Here is a 17,385-nt window from a genome sequence, read left to right on the forward strand (position 1 = left end):
TCGTCGCCATCAACAAGGACGAGGAAGCGCCGATCTTCCAGGTTGCCGACTACGGCCTGGTCGGCGATCTCTTCGTCATCCTGCCGGAGCTGCAAAAGGCGCTTTGACGCCTTCTGCCAAGGCATATTAAAATCCGAAGGGTGGGGTAGACGAAGTCGCCCCGCCCTTTTAGTTTGCGCTGCACAAAAAGCAGGCTAGGAAGGCTTAAAGCAAGTTCGGGGAAAGYCGCGTGGCGGTTTTCCGTCCGGAATTGCGGGAAGCAAAGAGATGGGAGCGTTTTCCGCACTTCGGAGAAGCGGAAGAAGCTCCAGACGGGATCGGGGTAATGAGCAAGATCGAGACGATCGGCATTGTCGGCGCGGGTCAAATGGGGGGCGGTATCGCCCACGTCTCGGCACTGGCCGGCTACAAGGTCCTGGTCCACGACATCTCCTCCGACCGCATCGAGAAGGGCATCGCCACCATCAGCGGCAACATGGCCCGCCAGGTCGGTTCCGGAAAACTCGAGGAGAAGGCTCGCACCGAAGCGATGGGACGCATCTCGGCTGCCTCGGCCATGGCCGATCTTGCCGCTGCCGACCTCGTGATCGAGGCGGCGACCGAGGACGAGACGGTCAAGCGCAAGATCTACGCCCAGCTCTGCCCGCAGCTAAATCCGGAAGCAATTCTGGCCACCAATACGTCGTCGATCTCGATCACCCGGCTTGCCGCGCAGACCGACCGGCCGGAGCGCTTCATCGGCRTACATTTCATGAACCCGGTGCCGGTGATGAAGCTGGTCGAGCTGGTGCGCGGCATCGCCACCGAGGACAAGACCTTCGAGGTGGCCAAGGCCTTCGTCAATCAACTCGACAAGACGATCACCGTTTCCGAGGATTTCCCGGCCTTCATCGTCAACCGCATCCTCCTGCCGATGATCAACGAGGCGATCTACACGCTCTATGAGGGCGTCGGCACGGTCGATGYCATCGACACCGCCATGCGGCTTGGCGCAAACCATCCGATGGGACCGCTGCAGCTCGCCGACTTCATCGGCCTCGACACCTGCCTGTCGATCATGCAGGTGCTGCATGAAGGGCTTTCGGACTCGAAATACCGCCCCTGCCCGCTGCTGGTGAAATATGTCGAGGCCGGCTGGCTTGGCCGCAAGACCGGCCGTGGCTTTTACGACTATCGCGGCGACCATCCGGTGCCGACGCGCTAAGCTTCGTGATTGCACGCGCTCTGCCGCGGCTTCACGGTGCCGAGACAGTAGAGGCGTTACCTCCTCCTTTGAACTTTCGTTCCCGGCAAGATGCGCCCGGTCCGCCTCATGGCTGCGCGGGCGGCGACCCCTCCGCTAATTCATGTCGCCCCAAAAGTGCGCAGCGGTTTTGGGGGAACGACATGCATCAAAACAAAGGTTTACCCTACCAGCGGACGAAAAGCCGCCCGCCTGCGGCGCCGAGCGCAGTGAGAAAGGTGATGGCGATCGTGTACCAGGTGGCGACGAACAGCGGCGAATCGTCGGTGCAGTGCGCGGCGTAGAACGTTGCCGCCAGCCCGCCGGCAAGCAGGCCGGCGACCGCCCCGGCAAGCACGGGTCGTGTCGGCGCGCCATAACGCAGCACGCCCAGGAAAATCGCCAGAGGACCAATGCCGATCAGCGGAATGAAGGTCATGCAGATGATCGAGTTGGAGCCGACGAGCCGCCTCCCCCAGTCGGCTTCGGGCACGACGAAAAGCTCCAGCATCACCGCGATCGCAACAAGCACGGGTGCGGCGGCCATCCAAATTCTCGCCCGCCCGCTCGCCGCCCCAGGTGTCGAGAGCGCCCCGATCAGGGCGAAGGCACTCACGGTGAGCACCAGCGTGAAGACGAACTTCGACAGGAAGCGCACCGTGTGCATGGCAAACATGATGTCGGGGCGCGGGCCGATAGTCATCAAAAAGACCACGGCCGCGACCACCGCCGCCGCGCCCACGGCCAGCCACCAGGCCCTGCCCAGCGGCATCGCCTTGCTGCCGGCATCGGYGTCGAGCGCCTTGATCAAGTCCTCGGTTCTCATATCACTGTCGTCCGAACCTTTTGGCGATCGCGGCAAGCCCGCGATGCAGCGACACGCGCACCGCCGTCTCGCTGATGCCGAGCTTCGCCGCCGTCTCGCCGATCGAGCGGCCGTCGACCGAAATCGCCGAAACCACGGAGCGCTGCGACGGCGGCAGGCCGTCTAGAGCGCGGTTTATGTCGCGCTCGCTCACCGTCTCGGCTTCCGGCTCGGCGAAAGTCTCTGCGATCTCGTCGATCTCGACCTCGATGCGTCGGCCCCGCCTGCGGAAGGCATCGATCAGCTTGAAGCGGGCGATCGCGTAGACCCAGGGAAGAACCGCAGCGTCCTCGCGCCAGGTGTGCCGTTTCACATGAATGGCCAGCAAGGTTTCCTGCACGACATCCTCGGGGTCGACCCCGCCCTGAACGATCTTGCGCCGGACGAAGYCGCGAACGACGGCGGCTATCCGGTGAAGAAAGTCGGCATAAGCCTTTTCGTCTCCCGCGAGCGCGGCCCTGAGCAGCCGGGAGAGCTCGGCTTCATCCTTGCCGGTCACAAGAGTTCACCCCCGATGTTCGCGTCTCGGCCCTGGTTTGTTACGTGGCCGGCGAAATAATGTCCAAGCCAAAGTGCCGGAAAATCACGAAAGTTTGCGGCGCGGCGACCGATTGAAGCAGTGCCAGAATGTTGACTATGCCAATCAGGTATTGATAGGTGACGTCCGTGCCTGAACCCTTGTCTCCAGATTTGAGGACGATGCCCATGAAACTTGCCTTTTCTACCCTCGCCGGCGCCGCCGCCCTGTCGCTCGGCCTGATTGCCGGCCCGGCAAACGCCGAGGATGCAGGCATCATCGTCTACAACGCCCAGCATGAAAGCCTCGCCAAGGAATGGGCGAAAGGCTTCACCAAGGAAACCGGCATCAAGGTCACGCTGCGCAATGGCGGCGACAGCGACTTTTCCAACCAGATCGTCGCCGAAGGCGCCGCTTCGCCGGCCGACGTATTCCTGACCGAGAATTCGCCGGCGATGGCGCTGGTCGAGCGGGCCGGCCTGTTCGCGCCGGTCGATGCCGAGACGCTGGCGCAGGTGCCGCAGGAATACCAGCCATCGAGCGGCAAGTGGGTGGGCGTGGCCGCGCGCAGCACGGTCTTTGTTTACAACAAGGACAAGCTCAAGGAAGACCAGCTGCCCAAGTCGCTGCTCGACCTCGCYGATCCGAGCTRGAAGGGCCGTTGGGCCGCCTCGCCGTCCGGCGCCGATTTCCAGGCCATCGTCAGYGCGCTGCTCGAGCTCAAGGGCGAGGCTGCGACTGTCGACTGGCTGAAGGCGATGAAGCAGAACTTCACCGCTTACAAGGGCAACAACACGGTGTTGAAGGCGGTCAATGCCGGCGAGATCGATGGCGGCGTGATCTACCACTATTACTATATCGGCGATCAGGCCAAGACCGGCGAGAACAGCAAGAATGTCGGCCAGTACTATTTCAAGAACCAGGACCCGGGTGCATTCGTGTCGATCTCCGGCGGCGGTGTGCTGGCTTCGAGCAAGCATCAGAAGGAGGCCCAGGCATTCTTGAAGTGGGTCACCGGCAAGGGCGGCCAGGAGGTCTTGAAGACCGGCACGTCCTATGAATACGCGATCGGCAAGGGGGCGGAATCCAACCCGAAGCTGGTGCCGCTGGCCGACCTGCAGGCGCCGAAAGTCGATCCGGCGACGCTGAACTCCAAGAAGGTCATCGACCTGATGACGCAAGCCGGCTTGCTTTAGTTCGCGTTCGTCCTAAAAGGACACCGACCGTGCTCCTGCGGGAATTCGCTTTCCGCGGGGGCGCTTTTGTTTTGGAGATGGCCTCGTCGATGACGATCATCTGCGTTTCCGACCGCATCCGCAGTTCATCAGACCGCTTCCAGTCGGCACAATCGGACTGATGGCGTCTGCGATCGACCTTGCACGTTCAGAACTGCCGGCTGTCGCTCGGCAGAGCCGGCAGCCCGTGTCCTGGATCACGCTYGCCGCTGTCCTGGTCTCGCTGATCGCGCTGCTGCCGCTGGCCTTCATCGTCTGGACTGCGATCCAGACCGGTTGGGAAACGGTGCTGGCGCTCATCTTCCGTGATCGCGTCGGCGAGCTTCTGGTCAACACTATCCTGCTTGTCGTCGTGTCGGTACCGGTCGCCATTGTGCTGTCGGTGGCRCTCGCCTGGCTGACAGAGCGCAGCGACCTRCCCGGCAGTCGTTTGTKGTCGTGGCTGTCTGTCGCGCCGCTGGCCATCCCGGCCTTCGTCCACAGCTACGCCTGGATCAGCCTGGTGCCGGGCCTGCATGGGCTCTGGGCAGGCGTCCTCATTTCGGTCATCGCCTATTTTCCCTTCCTCTATTTGCCGATCGCGGCGGCGCTGCGCCGGCTCGATCCGGCCCTCGAAGATGCCGCGGCTGCCCTTGGCCTCGGCCCCTGGCGCGTCTTCGCGCGCGTCGTGCTGCCGCAGCTGAAGCTGGCCGTCTGTGGTGGCTCGCTGCTGGTCGGCCTGCATCTGCTTGCCGAATACGGCCTCTATGTTTTCATCCGCTTCGACACCTTCACGACCGCGATCGTCGACCAGTTCCAGTCGACCTTCAACGGCCCGGCAGCCAACATGCTCGCCGCCGTTCTGGTAGCCTGCTGCTTCGTGCTCCTGACAGTCGAAGTGATCGTGCGCGGCGAGGAGCGCTATGCGCGCGTCGGCTCCGGCGCGGCACGCCAACAGGAGCGCGCCCGGCTCGGCCGCGCCACGCTGCCCTGCCTGCTGCTGCCCGTTGGCACCGCGCTGCTCACGCTCGGTGTGCCCTTCGTGACCGTCGGCCGCTGGCTGCTCGCCGGCGGCAGCGAGGTCTGGCGCTGGGACGAGATCGGCCTGGCGCTCGGTCAGACGCTGTTCCTCGCCATCGCCGGCGCCCTGCTTGCCACCATCGCCGCCATGCCGATGGCCTGGATTTCGATCCGCGCGCCGGGCCGCTTGCAGCGCCTGCTCGAGAGCTGCAACTACATCGTCGGGTCGCTGCCGGGTGTCRTCATCGCGCTGGCGCTGGTGACCATCACCGTGCGCATCGCCTTGCCGCTTTATCAGACGCTCTTCACGATCCTTTTCGGCTATGCGCTGATGTTCCTGCCGCGCGCGCTGGTCAGCCTCCGCGCCTCGATCGCGCAGGCGCCGGTGGAGCTCGAGCGCGCCGCTTCCAGCCTTGGCCGCCCGCCGCTCAAGGCGCTGTGGGCGACGACGATCAGACTGTCGGCGCCCGGTGCCGCGGCGGGCATGGCGATGGTAGCGCTCGGCATCACCAACGAGCTGACCGCCACCCAGATGCTGGCGCCGAACGGCACCCGCACGCTGGCGATGGCGTTCTGGTCCTATAGCGGCGAGATCGACTACGCCTCCGCCGCGCCCTATGCCCTGATCATGGTTGCGATGTCGCTGCCGATGACCTGGCTGCTCTATGTCCAGTCGAAGCGGATGGCCGGGCGATGAGCTTCCTTGAACTCAGCGGCGTGGCGAAACATTATGGCCCGGTGGCGGCGCTGGCCGGCGTCGACCTCAAGGTCGAAAGCGGCAGCCGCACTGCGATCGTCGGCCCGTCCGGCTGCGGCAAGACCACCTTGCTGAGATTGATCGCCGGCTTCGAGGCGCCTGACCGCGGCCGCATCGCGCTCGACGGCAAGGTGCTGGCGAATGGCCACACCGCCGTGCCGGCGCATCGTCGCGGCATCGGCGTGGTCGCCCAGGATGGGGCCCTGTTCCCGCATCTCACCATCGCCGAGAATATCGGCTTCGGCATGGCGCGCGGCGAGGATAAGCGCRCAGAACGCATCGTCGAGCTCGCCTATATCGTCGGGCTGGACAAGGCGATCCTCAAGCGTCGCCCGCACGAGCTCTCTGGCGGCCAGCAGCAGCGCGTGGCGCTTGCGCGCGCCATGGCCATGAAGCCGAGGCTGATGCTGCTCGACGAGCCGTTCTCGGCGCTCGACACCGGGCTTCGTGCCTCGATGCGCAAGGCGGTGGCCGAGCTTCTTGAGGATGCCGGCATCACCACCATCCTGGTCACGCACGACCAGGCCGAGGCGCTGTCCTTCGCCAGCCAGGTGGCGGTCATGCGCGACGGCCTGTTCTCGCAGGTCGGCACGCCGCGCGAGCTCTATTTCCAGCCCCGGGACAGGATGGTTGCCGAGTTCCTCGGCGACGCCATCATCCTGTCGGCGAAGATCGCTGACGGCTTTGCCATCTCGCCGCTCGGCCGCATCGCCGTCGACACGGCCGAGCGGCGCGACGTCGCCCGCATCATGCTGAGGCCCGAGCAGGTGCTGCTCAAGCGGACCTCGCGCGAAGGCATGTCGGGAACGCCGGACATGCTTTTCGGCGAAGTGACCGATTCCGAATTCGCCGGCTCGGTCTGCACCATCGCGGTGCGGCTGCTCAACAGCCCGGATCCGCCGGAGGCAGCCGCGATCGGCAACACGCCGCTCATCCTGCGCAGGACAGGCATGGAYGCGCCGGCGATCGGCGAGATCGTGCGCCTCACCGTCTCCGGCAAGGCGCATGTGTTTGCCTGAGCCTCCAGGCCAAAGCGGTTGAGATTCAGGTCAGGYCGGCATCAGCTGAGTATCGACACGCCTTAGCGAACCCGCGCGCCGGTCGCTGGCGACCAGAGCGGCCAGCTCTCCAGGAAATCATGGCTGTGCACGATGACGCGCTGCCCGTCGATCAGGATGATCGAATAGGCGGGCGGCGCCTGCTCGACCACCTCGTCGCCCACGAGGTCGAGCATGAAGCGGGCGTGCAGGCCGCGCTGGGCCGCGAACGGGATGCCGGCGACCGTGCCGGCAATGTCGCGATGGACATGGCCGAAGAAGATGTAGCGGACATTGCCGTGGCTTGCGAGCACATCGAGCAGCCTCTGCGGCTGTTCGAGGGCAAGCGGATCAAGGATGGTCAGGCCGAGCTCCACCGGCGGGTGATGCAGGAAGAGAAAGGTTGACTTGCCTGCCACCTCGGCAAGGCGCGCGTCCAGCCACGCAAGCCGGTCGTCGCACAGTTCCCCGGTGACGCGGCCTTCCRCCAGGCTGTCGAGGAAGAGCAGCCGCCCCTTAGGCGTGTCGAAGACCGATTGYACGAAGCCGTTGCCGTCGGTTCCGTTTTCCGGAAAGGCGGCGATGAGGTTGGCGCGGCGGTCGTGGTTTCCGGGCAGCAGCCGGTACGGCACTGAGAGCCGGCTGAGCGCCGTTTTCAGATCGGCATAGCTTTCCGCTTCGCCGGACTCGGTCAGGTCGCCGGTGAAGATGCAGAGCGCCGCATCGCCATGGCGGGCGTTGATGTGGTCGATGCAGCGGTCGAGCCGCTCATGCAGGTTTGCGCCAAAGCGGACCTCGCCCCGACGGCCCAGATGGACGTCGGTAACTTGTATGATCTTCATTCCGTATCCTCTTGCGAATTTGGGCGGGCTGCCTCGGCGATTACAGGGCCGGCTCCGGCACCGAAGCCTTGAACACGTCGAGCCGGCTTCCGCTGTCCGAGGAGAAGAAATGCAGGTCGCTTTCCGCGAACTGCAGGCCGATGGCGCTGCCCGGCTCGGGGTGGACGGTCTCGGAGGTCACCACCGAGAACGGCGCGCCGTCGAGATCGACATAGATGACCCGGCCTGCTCCAAGCTCCTCCACCAGGTCCACGGTCGCGGCGAGCGCGCCGGGCGTTCCCGGCGCCACCATGCGCACGGCCTCGGGCCGRATGCCCACCGCGACCTTCGCGCCGACCGGCAGGCCGGCGCGTGACACATTGAGCTTGCGGCTGTCGCCGAGCAGCGACACGCCCTCGAGCGTGACGGTCCCTTCGAGCATGTTCATCGCCGGCGCGCCGACGAAGGTCGCCACGAAGCGGCTTGCCGGCCGGCTGTATACTTGTGCCGGCGTGCCGACCTGCTCGACGCGGCCGCCATTCATCACCACCAGCCGGTCGGCGAGCGTCATCGCCTCGACCTGGTCGTGGGTGACGAATACGGAGGTGGCGTTGAGCCGCCTGTGCAGCTTGCGGATCTCCGAACGCATCTGCACGCGCAGCTTGGCGTCAAGGTTGGAGAGCGGCTCATCGAAGAGGAAGACCTTCGGCTCGCGGATCATAGCCCGCCCCATCGCGACCCGCTGGCGCTGGCCGCCCGAAAGCGCCATCGGCTTGCGGTCGAGCAGATGCTCGAGCTCCAGGATGCGCGCGACCGCCTGGATGCGCTGGGTGCGTTCAGCGGCTGGAACGCCGGCCACCTTCAGCGAATAGCCGATGTTCTGCGCCACGCTCATATGCGGATAGAGCGCGTAGTTCTGGAACACCATGGCGCAGCCGCGCTCGCRCGGCTCGAGCTTGTTGACCACCGTGCCGTCGATGGCGATCGTGCCGTCGGAGATTTCCTCAAGCCCTGCGATCATCCGCAGCAGCGTGGACTTGCCGCAGCCCGACGGGCCGAGGATGACGACGAACTCGCCCGACGCGATGTCGAGATTGACGCCATGCACGACCTGCATCTTGGCGTAGCTCTTCCTGACGTCACGGATGGTGATGGAGGCCATTTGTGTCTCCTATTTTTCGGTGGCGATCAGGYCGCGCACGAACCAGCGCTGCATCAGCACCACGACGATCAGCGGCGGCAGCATGACGATCAGCGTGCCGGCCATGGCGATATGCCATTCCGGAGCGCCGCCGACATTGGGGATAAGCTGCTTGAGCTCCGTCACCGCCGTCGCACGCGACTGATCCGTGGTGATCAGCAGGGGCCAAAGATATTGGTTCCACGCCCACAGGAACATGATGGTACCGAGCGCCGCCATGTTGTTGCGCGACAGCGGCAAGAGGATGTCGATGAAGAAGCGCAGCGCGCCGGCGCCGTCCATACGCGCGGCCTCGGTCAATTCGTCAGGCACCGTCAGGAAGAACTGGCGGTAGAGGAAAGTGCCGGTGGCGGTGGCGATCAGCGGCATGATCAGACCGGTGTAGGAATTGAGCAGCCCGAGGCTGAGCGAGACCTGCACGCCGGTCACTTTCTCAATGAGCCAGGAAATCCCGGTCACGTCCATGATCGCCTGATAGGGCGACAGCACATTGGCGACCACCGCATAGGTCGGCACGATGCGCACTTCGAGCGGCAGCATCAGCGTGACGAAGATCAGCCAGAAGATCAGCATGCGCCCGGGATAGCGGAAATAGACGATCGAGAAGGCGGTGAGCGCCGAGATGATCACTTTGCCGGCGGCGACGCCCGCCGCCATGATGAAGCTGTTGAGCAGCTTCGGGCCGAGATCGGCCGTCGTCCAAGCCGTCTTGATGTTGACGAGGAAGTCGCTGCCCGGCAGCAGCGACATCGGCACATCGTTGACGTCCTTCAGATTGTGCGAGGCGGCGATCGCCACGATGACGAAAGGCGCCACGCAGAAAACGAAGMCGGCGAACAGGATGAGATGCGTGAAGAAATTCAGAATCGGGGTGYGCTCGACCATGGCCGCCTCAGCGATAATGCACGCGCCGCTCGATGAAGCGGAACTGGACGATGGTCAGCAGGATGATCAGCAGCATGAGGATGATGCTCTGCGCGGCGGCGCCTGAATAGTCGAGGCCTTTGAAGCCGTCGGAATAGATCTTGTAGACCATCAGGTTGGTCGCGTTCGCCGGACCGCCGGCGGTCATGATGTCGACAATGCCGAAGGAGTCCTGGAAGCTCTCGGTGATGTTGATGACCAGGAGGAAGAAGATCGTCGGCGTGATCAGCGGGAACTGGATGTCCCAGAAGCGGCGCACGACGCCTGAGCCGTCCATCGCCGCCGCCTCGATCAGCGAGCGCGGGATGGCCTGCAGGGCGGCGAGGAAGAAGATGAAATTATAGCCGACATATTTCCACGAGAACGCGATGATGACGGAGGCCATGGCGTCGGCGCCGTTGAGGCCCGGATCCCAGAAGCCCGGCCAGAACTTGTTGACGGCGGCCATGAAGCCGGCTTCCGGCGCCAGAATGAAGCGGAATGCCATCGCCAGCGCAGGAGCCGCGATGCCGTAGGGCCAGATCAGCACGACGCGGTAGAGCCGCGAGCCGGCAAGCTGGCGGTCGGTCAAGGTGGCGAGCACCAGCGCGATGATCATGGCAAGGCYGGTGCTGATCGCGGCGAAAACCAGGCTGGCGGTGATCGAATTCCAGTAGTCGGCATTGGCGAGGATCGAGCGGAAATTGTCGAGCCCGACCCAGATGTTGCCGCCGCCCCAGGGCTGCTGCAGCGTCAGCGACCAGTAGACCGCCTGTCCGGCCGGCCAGTAGAAGAAGGTGAAGATCAGGATCAGCTGCGGCACCGCGAACAGGATGCCGATCGTCCATTTGCCGAAGGTGACGCGTTTTTCCATCGATCCGACGCCGCAGGCGCRGCCAGCCTATGGTTGGACGGGAAGCGGCCTCCCGCCGATTGAAGCATGATCTCGAAAAGTCGCAACCCGGTTTTCGGGAAGGATCACGCTGACAAGAAATCGGCGGGCGGCCTCGATATGTCTACAATGCTTAGGGCAGCGTCTTGTTGGGGTAGGTCTGCTGGAAGCGGTCGAGGATGGCGTCGCCGTTCTTTACCAGCGCGTCGATACCGTCCTTCACGCTGACCTTGTTGGCGAAGATCGCCTGCATCTGCGTGCCGAACTCGGCGCGGATCTGGGTGAAGTTGCCGAGGCGGATGCCGCGGGTGATTTCKGTCGGCTCCGAGGCGGTCAGGCTTTCGATCGCCACTTCACGACCCTTGTAGGGCGCCTTGTCGTAGAAACCGTTGGCCTTCATGTATTCGAAGCCGGACTTCGTCACCGGAATGTAGCCGGTGTTGGTCGACCAGAACAACGCGGTCTTGGGGTCGTGGATGAAGTTGAGGAAGGCGGCTGCGCCCTTGTATTCAGCGTCCGACTTGCCGGAGAGCACCCACAGCGAAGCGCCGCCGACCAGTGAGTTCTTGCGCTCGGTGCCGGCATAGACCGGCAGCTCGGCGACATCCCAGTTCATGCCTTGCTTCTGGGTCTTGCCGACGGTGCCGTGGTCACCGACCGAGGTCATGATGACCTGGCAGGTGCCGGTGGCGAAGGCCTGCACCATATCCTGGCCGAGGTCCTTCGACTTGATCTTGATCAGGCCGTCGTCATACCACTTCTTCAGGTCGGTGACGTACTGGACGAACTTGGTCTTGTTCATCTCCAGGCGGGCGTCGAGGCCGTCATAGCCGTTGTTCTTGGTGGCGATCGGCTGGTTGTGGATGGCCGAGAACTGCTCCATCAGCTGCCAGCTTTCGTTGCCGGAGATGTTGATCGCCATCGGGCAATCATAGCCGGCGTCCTTCAGCGCCTTGAGGTCGGCGCCGACGTCTTCCCAGGTCTTCGGCGCTTCGGTCTTGCCGATCTTGGCGAAGGCGTCCTTGTTCCAGTACATCAGCGCCGTGGACGAATTGAACGGGAACGACAGCATCTCGCCCTTGGACGTCGCATAGTAGCGGGCAATGCCGGGGAAATAATCGCTGTAGTCGATCTTGTAGCCGTTTTCCTCCATCAGCTTGTCGGCGGGCTTGTAGGCGCCCGACAACATCATGGTGGCGGTGCCGACGTCATAGACCTGGACGACGGTGGGCTGCTTGCCGGCGCGGAAGGCGGCGATGGTGTTCTGCAGCGTGGCGTCGTAATTGCCCTGGCTGGTGCACACCACCTGGTAGTCGGACTGCGAGTCGTTGAAGTTCTTGCACAGCGTGTCGACGACGCGGGCGAGATCGCCCGACAGGCCAAACCAGAAATCGAATTTAACCRGCTCTGCAAAGGCAGGAACCGCAAGCGCGGTGCTGAGCGCGCCGGCGGCAAGGGCAGCGAGGCCCCGCTTGATGATCGTCATAGCTTTTCCCTCTTGAGTGGCAGTTTGWCAAGGTTTTGCGCAAGTCCTTGCCCGCTCTCTTAGAGAAGGTATGTGACAGTTCTGTTGTGGCTTTTGCGGCCTTGTGGACAGCCAGTCTCTCCTCCCCCTCGGCGGTCGCGCCACATGAAAATGTCATGTCGGCGGTCTAGGAAGCTAGGGTAGCAAAAACGGCGCAAAGACCACCCGCCGTTAACCGGCTAAATTTAGGCGAACGACATGCTTGTCCCGCAAACGACATGCTTGCCCCGCAATTGACCCATGTGCCGGTCGCCGAACGCCAGGCGATGCGGGACGGCCCGCGACAGCGAGCGCTCGCCGTCAGCGTCCGCGCAGAGAGAGGTCGGCGGCGCGCCCCGCCGGCCTTCCGTTCGTCACGGTCCGAGTGCGGCTTCCACCAGTCGCTTGGCGTCGGGGCTCGACCATTCCGCGGGGCCGTTCATATGCGCGATCAGGCAGCCCTCGCCGTCGATCAGCATGGTGACCGGCAGGCCGAGCGCAAGGCCGCGCTTCTTGGCCTCATTGAACAGGCCCATCGTCGCATCCCGGTAGTAGGCGAGCGTCTCGATGCCGATCTCCTTGAGGAACTTTTTCGGCTTGGCGTCGTCGCCGGTGTCGACATTGACCGCGACGACCTCGAAGGCGTTGCTGCCCTTTTCCTTCTGCAGCGCGTCGAGCGCCGGCATTTCGGCGCGGCAGGGCGCGCACCACGTCGCCCAGAGATTGAGCAGTACGGTCTTGCCGGCGTGGTCGGCGATCGTCATCGRCTTGCCGTCGGGACCGTTGAAGGCAAGGCTCTTCAGCGACTGCGGCGGATCCGCCGGCTGCAGCGCCGCGACCTGGCCGACGRCTTTCGCGGCAACCTGCTTGGCCCGCTCTGCCTTGGCCTTGCAGGCGACATCGTCCTTGCCGCCGGCGCTCGCAGTCTGGGGCGGGGCGTTGTTGCCAGAACCGCTCTCGCTGACATATACCGCCACCGCGCCGGCCAGCACGCCAGCCACGAGGGCTGCGAGGATGAGGCGCGGGGCCGGGAAGAATTTATTGCCGTCTGCCATTTTCTTAAAAACTGCTCCGGAGCATGGGTTATAGCGATGAGCGACAAGAAGGCCAGCAACCAGATGTGGGGCGGACGTTTTGCCTCGGGTCCGGCCGCGATCATGGAAGCGATCAACGCGTCGATCTCGTTTGACCGCAAACTCTACGCGCAGGACATCCGCGGATCGATCGCCCATAGCGAGATGCTGGCGCAGACGGGCATTATTTCAGCAGCCGATCAAGAAAAAATCGCTCACGGGCTGAACACGATTCTGGAAGAGATCGAGGCCGGCAAGTTCGAGTTCTCGACGAAGCTCGAAGACATCCATATGAATGTCGAGGCGCGGCTTGCCGATCTGATCGGCCCGGCCGCCGGGCGCCTGCATACCGCTCGTTCGCGCAACGATCAGGTGGCCGTCGATCTGAGACTCTGGGTCAAGGAAGAATGCCAGCGCGTCGCTGAGGCGCTGAAGGACCTGATCGCCGCTTTCCTGGAACGCGCTGAGGAGCACGCCGCAACGGTGATGCCCGGCTTCACCCACATGCAGGCGGCGCAGCCGGTGACCTTCGGCCATCATTGCATGGCCTATGTCGAGATGTTCGGCCGCGATCTCTCGCGCGTCCGCGATGCCATCGAGCGGATGGACGAAAGCCCGCTGGGTGCCGCCGCCCTTGCCGGCACCAGCTTCGGCATAGACCGTCACATGACGGCGAAGGCGCTCGGCTTCCGCGAGCCGATGYGCAATTCGCTCGACAGCGTGTCAGACCGCGATTTCGCCCTCGAATTCCTCTCGATCGCCGCGATCTGCGGCACGCATCTGTCGCGGCTCGCCGAGGAGATCATTATCTGGTCGACGCCRCAATTCGGCTTCATCCGGCTGTCGGACTCATTCTCCACCGGCTCCTCGATCATGYCGCAGAAGAAGAACCCGGACGCCGCCGAACTGGTGCGCGGCAAGACGGGCCGCATCAACGGCCACCTTGTCGGCCTGCTGACCGTGATGAAGGGCATGCCRCTGACCTACGGCAAGGATATGCAGGAGGACAAGGAATCAGTGTTCGACGCCGCCGAGACGCTCGACCTGATGCTCGCGGCGACTACCGGCATGGTGCGCGACATGACGGTCAGCGCCACCGCCATGAAGAAGGCGGCAGGCGCCGGCCACGCCACTRCAACTGACCTTGCCGACTGGCTGGTGCGCAATCTCGGCCTCCCCTTCCGCGAGGCCCACCACGTCACCGGCCGCGCCGTGGCGCTCGCCGAGGAAAAGAAAGTCGGGCTGGAAAAGCTCTCGCTGGACGATCTGCGCCCGATCCATCCCGGCATCACCGACGACATCTTCTCGGTGCTTGCCGTGCAGAATTCGGTGAAGAGCCGCGTCAGCTTCGGTGGCACCGCACCGTCGGAAGTGAGGAAGCAGATCCGCTACTGGAAAAAGCGTTTGGCGAAAGCGTGAGTTAGGTGCAATGCGCCGAAAACTCGGCTAAAAGCGCAGCACAAGAAAACAGTTCGAACGGATGGATCGATGACCGGAAGCAGGATTTTGGTGACGCTCGCGCTGCTGGCGGCGGTTGTCACCGTCACGGCCTGCGGCAGGAAAACCGGCCTCGACACGCCTTACGAGGCGGCCGTGCAGGCGCGCAAGGATGCGGAAAAGGCCAAGCAGCCTTTGCCGCCCGAGCCGGAGAAACCGGTCAAGGACAAGAAGTTCATTCTCGACCCCTTGCTCTAGAGCCGATGAGATCGTCCGATCTCATCGTGCTCCAATTTCCKGAACATTCTCGTGAACCATTTCGACTACCGTGACGGCGTGCTCCATGCCGAAGATGTCGCAATTCCCGATATCGCTGCTAGCGTCGGCACACCCTTCTATTGCTATTCGACCGCGACGCTGACCAGGCATTTCCGCGTCTTCAGGGAGGCTTTTGCCGGCCTTGACGCGCTGGTCTGCTATGCCATGAAGGCGAACTCCAACCAGTCCGTGCTGAAGACGTTGGCGAGGCTGGGCGCCGGCGCCGATGTGGTATCGGAAGGCGAACTGCGCCGCGCTTTGGCCGCCGGCATCCCGGCGAACAAGATCCTGTTTTCGGGCGTTGGTAAGACCGCGCGGGAAATKGACGTTGCACTCTCGGCCGGCATCCTCTGCTTCAACGTCGAATCCGAGCCGGAGCTGGAACTGCTGTCGGCGCGCGCCGTGGCGCTCGGCAAGGTGGCGCCGGTCTCGCTGCGCATCAATCCGGACGTCGATGCGAAGACTCACAAGAAGATCTCCACCGGCAAGGCGGAGAACAAGTTCGGCATTCCGTGGCAGCGGGCACGCCCGGTCTATGCTCGTGCGGCGGAGCTCCCCGGCATCCGGGTGATCGGCATCGACACCCATATCGGCAGCCAGATCACCGAGCTGCAGCCTTTCGACGACGCCTTCGCGCTTCTTGTCGAACTGGTCGGCATGCTGCGCGCCGACGGACACAAGATCGAGCATGTCGATCTCGGCGGCGGCCTCGGCATTCCTTACCGTGTCGACAACAGCCCGCCGCCGTTGCCCGACGCCTATGCCGAGATCGTGAGAAAGCATGTCCCCCGCCTCGGACTGAAGGTGATGTTCGAGCCTGGCCGGCTTATCGTCGGCAATGCCGGTATCCTCGTCTCGGAAGTGATCTATGTGAAGGAAGGCGACGCCAAGAACTTCCTCGTCGTCGACGCCGCCATGAACGACCTGGTGCGGCCAACGCTCTACGACGCCTTCCACGACATCAAGCCGGTGGTGCAGCCGCCGGCGGCCACGCCGCGCATGAAGGTCGATGTCGTCGGCCCCGTTTGCGAGACCGGAGATTTCCTCGGGCTCGACCGCGACCTGCCCAGGCTGAAGGCGGGTGACCTGATCGCGGTTGCCACCGCAGGCGCCTATGGCGCTGTGCAGGCCGGCACTTACAACACCCGGCTTCTGGTGCCGGAGGTTCTGGTCGACGGCGACCGTTTTCATGTCGTGCGCCCGCGCCAGACCTATGAGGAATTGATCGGGTTGGATTCGCTGCCGGACTGGCTGAAATAGCGCTTGTCGCGCTCAGYCGCACCTAGATCTTCTCGAGGAGCAGCGCCTTGGCTTCGGCGATCCTCTCCTCGTCGCGGCGGTAGAAGATCCACTGCTTGCTGCGCTTGGTGCTGAGCAAACCTGCCTGGGTCAGCACACGCATATGTTCGCTGAGCGTCGCCTGTGTGATGCCGAGCTTCTCCGCGATCAACAGTGCGCAGACCCCGTCCTCGACCAGATCGCCATCGGCCTGGGGTGGAAAGTGCGCGCACGGATCCTTCAGCCAATCGAGGATCTGCAGCCTGCGCTCATTGGCGATCGCTTTGAAGATTTCGACCTCTTGCATTTAGCCATTTTGCTAAGTTACTAATTGATGTCAATCCCGAGGAGCAAGGCATGTTGAACAGCAGGACGATCACGCGCGAGCGCATCGCGGCCGTGGAGCCGCGCATCCGGCCATATGTCCGCCACACCCCGGTGATGCGCGTCGATATGGCGGATTTCGGCCAGCCGTCTTTCGCGGTCGATCTGAAGCTCGAATGCCTGCAGCATTCCGGCTCGTTCAAGGTGCGCGGCGCCTTCACCAACCTGCTCGAACGGCAGGTGCCGGAAGCCGGCGTCGTCGCCGCCTCCGGCGGCAATCATGGCGCGGCCGTCGCCTATGCCRCCATGAAGCTCGGGCACAAGGCGACCATCTTCGTGCCCGAGGTCAGCCCGGYGGCCAAGCTCGAGCGCATCCGCGGCTACGGCGCCGAACTGGTCGTCCGCGGCGCGCGCTATGCCGAGGCGCTGGCCGCGAGCGAGGATTTCGCCGCCAGGACCGGCGCCCTGCAGATCCATGCCTTCAACCAGGAGGAGACGCTCATCGGCCAGGGCACGCTCGGCCTCGAGATCGAAGCGGACTTGCCTCAGATCGACACGCTCCTGGTCGCCGTCGGCGGCGGCGGCCTGATCGGCGGCATCGCCGCGTGGTTCGCTGGCCGGATCCGCAWCATCGCCATCRAACCCGAGGGCGCGCCGACGCTTTACCGCGCCTTCGAGGCCGGCAAGCCGGTCGATGCGCCGGCCGAGGGGATCGCCGCCGATTCGCTGGCGCCGAAGCGCGTCGGCGAAATGATGTTCCCGATCGCCGAGGCCTTCGTCGAGCGCTCGATCCTGGTCAGCGACGAAGACATAGTGGCGGCGCAGAAGGCGCTTTGGGAGCGTGTGCGAATCATCGCCGAGCCCGGCGGGGCCGCCGCCTTTGCCGCCGTACTTTCCGGCCGGTATGCGCCTGCCGCCGGCGAGCGCGTGGCCGTTCTGGTCTGCGGTTCCAACACAAATCCCGCGAATTTCTGACCGCAGCCGGGATTGACCTCTTCACGA

The 17,385-nt window shown here is 64.0% G+C and carries 18 protein-coding genes and 1 pseudogene; 9 read left to right on the forward strand and 10 right to left on the reverse strand.

From position 1 onward, the window contains the following. Positions 1 to 107, forward strand: a pseudogene (locus ORS3428_RS32370) (electron transfer flavoprotein subunit alpha/FixB family protein); the annotation flags it as partial. A gap of 218 nt (positions 108 to 325) precedes the next feature. Next, positions 326 to 1,204, forward strand: coding sequence for a 3-hydroxybutyryl-CoA dehydrogenase (locus tag ORS3428_RS10305; protein ID WP_071097098.1), 879 nt, complete (start codon positions 326 to 328; stop codon positions 1,202 to 1,204). 205 nt (positions 1,205 to 1,409) lie between these two features. On the opposite strand, the gene ORS3428_RS10310 is transcribed toward ORS3428_RS10305, so the two are convergent. The 3 genes from ORS3428_RS10310 to ORS3428_RS33255 are packed head-to-tail and all read right to left on the reverse strand — an operon-like array spanning position 1,410 to position 2,794. Beyond that, positions 1,410 to 2,048, reverse strand: a complete 639-nt coding sequence (locus ORS3428_RS10310; protein WP_071097100.1) for an NrsF family protein — start codon at positions 2,046 to 2,048, stop codon at positions 1,410 to 1,412. Between the two features lies 1 nt (position 2,049). Next, positions 2,050 to 2,586: a sigma-70 family RNA polymerase sigma factor gene (locus ORS3428_RS10315; RefSeq protein WP_071097103.1), complete on the reverse strand. Its 537-nt coding sequence runs from the start codon at positions 2,584 to 2,586 to the stop codon at positions 2,050 to 2,052. A 40-nt stretch (positions 2,587 to 2,626) separates the two neighbouring features. Beyond that, positions 2,627 to 2,794: a hypothetical protein gene (locus ORS3428_RS33255; protein ID WP_157895948.1), complete on the reverse strand. Its 168-nt coding sequence runs from the start codon at positions 2,792 to 2,794 to the stop codon at positions 2,627 to 2,629. Between ORS3428_RS33255 and ORS3428_RS10320 the strand changes: the two genes are divergently transcribed. The 3 genes from ORS3428_RS10320 to ORS3428_RS10330 all read left to right on the forward strand — a co-directional run bounded on the left by ORS3428_RS10320 (position 2,793) and on the right by ORS3428_RS10330 (position 6,614). After that, positions 2,793 to 3,800, forward strand: coding sequence for an iron ABC transporter substrate-binding protein (locus tag ORS3428_RS10320; RefSeq protein WP_071097105.1), 1,008 nt, complete (start codon positions 2,793 to 2,795; stop codon positions 3,798 to 3,800). The genes ORS3428_RS33255 and ORS3428_RS10320 overlap by 2 nt on opposite strands. Before the next feature lie 160 nt (positions 3,801 to 3,960). Further along, on the forward strand, positions 3,961 to 5,535 hold the full coding sequence (locus ORS3428_RS10325; RefSeq protein WP_071097107.1) for an ABC transporter permease: 1,575 nt from the start codon (positions 3,961 to 3,963) through the stop codon (positions 5,533 to 5,535). Continuing rightward, on the forward strand, positions 5,532 to 6,614 hold the full coding sequence (locus tag ORS3428_RS10330) for an ABC transporter ATP-binding protein (RefSeq protein WP_071097109.1): 1,083 nt from the start codon (positions 5,532 to 5,534) through the stop codon (positions 6,612 to 6,614). Before ORS3428_RS10325 ends, ORS3428_RS10330 begins: the two co-directional genes overlap by 4 nt. Positions 6,615 to 6,676: 62 nt before the next feature. Here ORS3428_RS10330 and ORS3428_RS10335 read toward each other — a convergent pair whose 3' ends face one another. From ORS3428_RS10335 to tlpA, 6 genes are all read right to left on the reverse strand, one after another. Next, positions 6,677 to 7,474 carry a phosphodiesterase gene (locus ORS3428_RS10335; RefSeq protein ID WP_071097112.1) on the reverse strand — a complete coding sequence of 266 codons (798 nt, stop codon included), beginning with the start codon at positions 7,472 to 7,474 and terminating at the stop codon, positions 6,677 to 6,679. 40 nt (positions 7,475 to 7,514) lie between these two features. After that, a complete protein-coding gene (gene ugpC, locus ORS3428_RS10340; protein ID WP_071097114.1) occupies positions 7,515 to 8,615 on the reverse strand; it encodes a sn-glycerol-3-phosphate ABC transporter ATP-binding protein UgpC in 1,101 nt (366 codons plus the stop codon). 9 nt (positions 8,616 to 8,624) lie between these two features. Next, positions 8,625 to 9,539 (reverse strand): ABC transporter permease subunit, encoded by a 915-nt coding sequence (locus ORS3428_RS10345; protein ID WP_071097116.1) that lies wholly within the window; start codon positions 9,537 to 9,539, stop codon positions 8,625 to 8,627. A 7-nt stretch (positions 9,540 to 9,546) separates the two neighbouring features. Continuing rightward, complete coding sequence (locus ORS3428_RS10350; protein ID WP_071097118.1) at positions 9,547 to 10,431, reverse strand: ABC transporter permease subunit; 885 nt, start codon at positions 10,429 to 10,431, stop codon at positions 9,547 to 9,549. A 151-nt stretch (positions 10,432 to 10,582) separates the two neighbouring features. Next, positions 10,583 to 11,935 (reverse strand): extracellular solute-binding protein, encoded by a 1,353-nt coding sequence (locus tag ORS3428_RS10355; protein ID WP_071097120.1) that lies wholly within the window; start codon positions 11,933 to 11,935, stop codon positions 10,583 to 10,585. Positions 11,936 to 12,327: 392 nt separating this feature from the next. Continuing rightward, positions 12,328 to 13,008 carry a thiol:disulfide interchange protein TlpA gene (gene tlpA, locus ORS3428_RS10360; RefSeq protein WP_071097122.1) on the reverse strand — a complete coding sequence of 227 codons (681 nt, stop codon included), beginning with the start codon at positions 13,006 to 13,008 and terminating at the stop codon, positions 12,328 to 12,330. Positions 13,009 to 13,044: 36 nt separating this feature from the next. On the opposite strand from tlpA, the gene argH reads away from it, so the two are divergent. The 3 genes from argH to lysA all read left to right on the forward strand — a co-directional run bounded on the left by argH (position 13,045) and on the right by lysA (position 16,041). Continuing rightward, complete coding sequence (argH, locus tag ORS3428_RS10365) at positions 13,045 to 14,445, forward strand: argininosuccinate lyase (RefSeq protein WP_071097124.1); 1,401 nt, start codon at positions 13,045 to 13,047, stop codon at positions 14,443 to 14,445. Positions 14,446 to 14,514: 69 nt separating this feature from the next. Further along, positions 14,515 to 14,721 (forward strand): lipoprotein, encoded by a 207-nt coding sequence (locus ORS3428_RS10370; protein WP_071097126.1) that lies wholly within the window; start codon positions 14,515 to 14,517, stop codon positions 14,719 to 14,721. A gap of 51 nt (positions 14,722 to 14,772) precedes the next feature. Continuing rightward, the gene (gene lysA / locus ORS3428_RS10375) at positions 14,773 to 16,041 is read left to right on the forward strand and encodes a diaminopimelate decarboxylase (protein ID WP_071097129.1); all 1,269 of its coding nucleotides are present in this window, start codon (positions 14,773 to 14,775) and stop codon (positions 16,039 to 16,041) included. Between the two features lie 22 nt (positions 16,042 to 16,063). Here lysA and ORS3428_RS10380 read toward each other — a convergent pair whose 3' ends face one another. Then, positions 16,064 to 16,366, reverse strand: coding sequence for an ArsR/SmtB family transcription factor (locus ORS3428_RS10380; protein ID WP_071097131.1), 303 nt, complete (start codon positions 16,364 to 16,366; stop codon positions 16,064 to 16,066). Between the two features lie 50 nt (positions 16,367 to 16,416). On the opposite strand from ORS3428_RS10380, the gene ORS3428_RS10385 reads away from it, so the two are divergent. Further along, positions 16,417 to 17,358, forward strand: coding sequence for a threonine/serine dehydratase (locus ORS3428_RS10385; protein ID WP_071097133.1), 942 nt, complete (start codon positions 16,417 to 16,419; stop codon positions 17,356 to 17,358). The last annotated feature ends 27 nt before the right edge of the window (positions 17,359 to 17,385 follow it).

The sequence above is a fragment of the Mesorhizobium sp. ORS 3428 genome, assembly GCF_001854785.1.
Classification (GTDB): Bacteria; Pseudomonadota; Alphaproteobacteria; order Rhizobiales; family Rhizobiaceae; genus Mesorhizobium.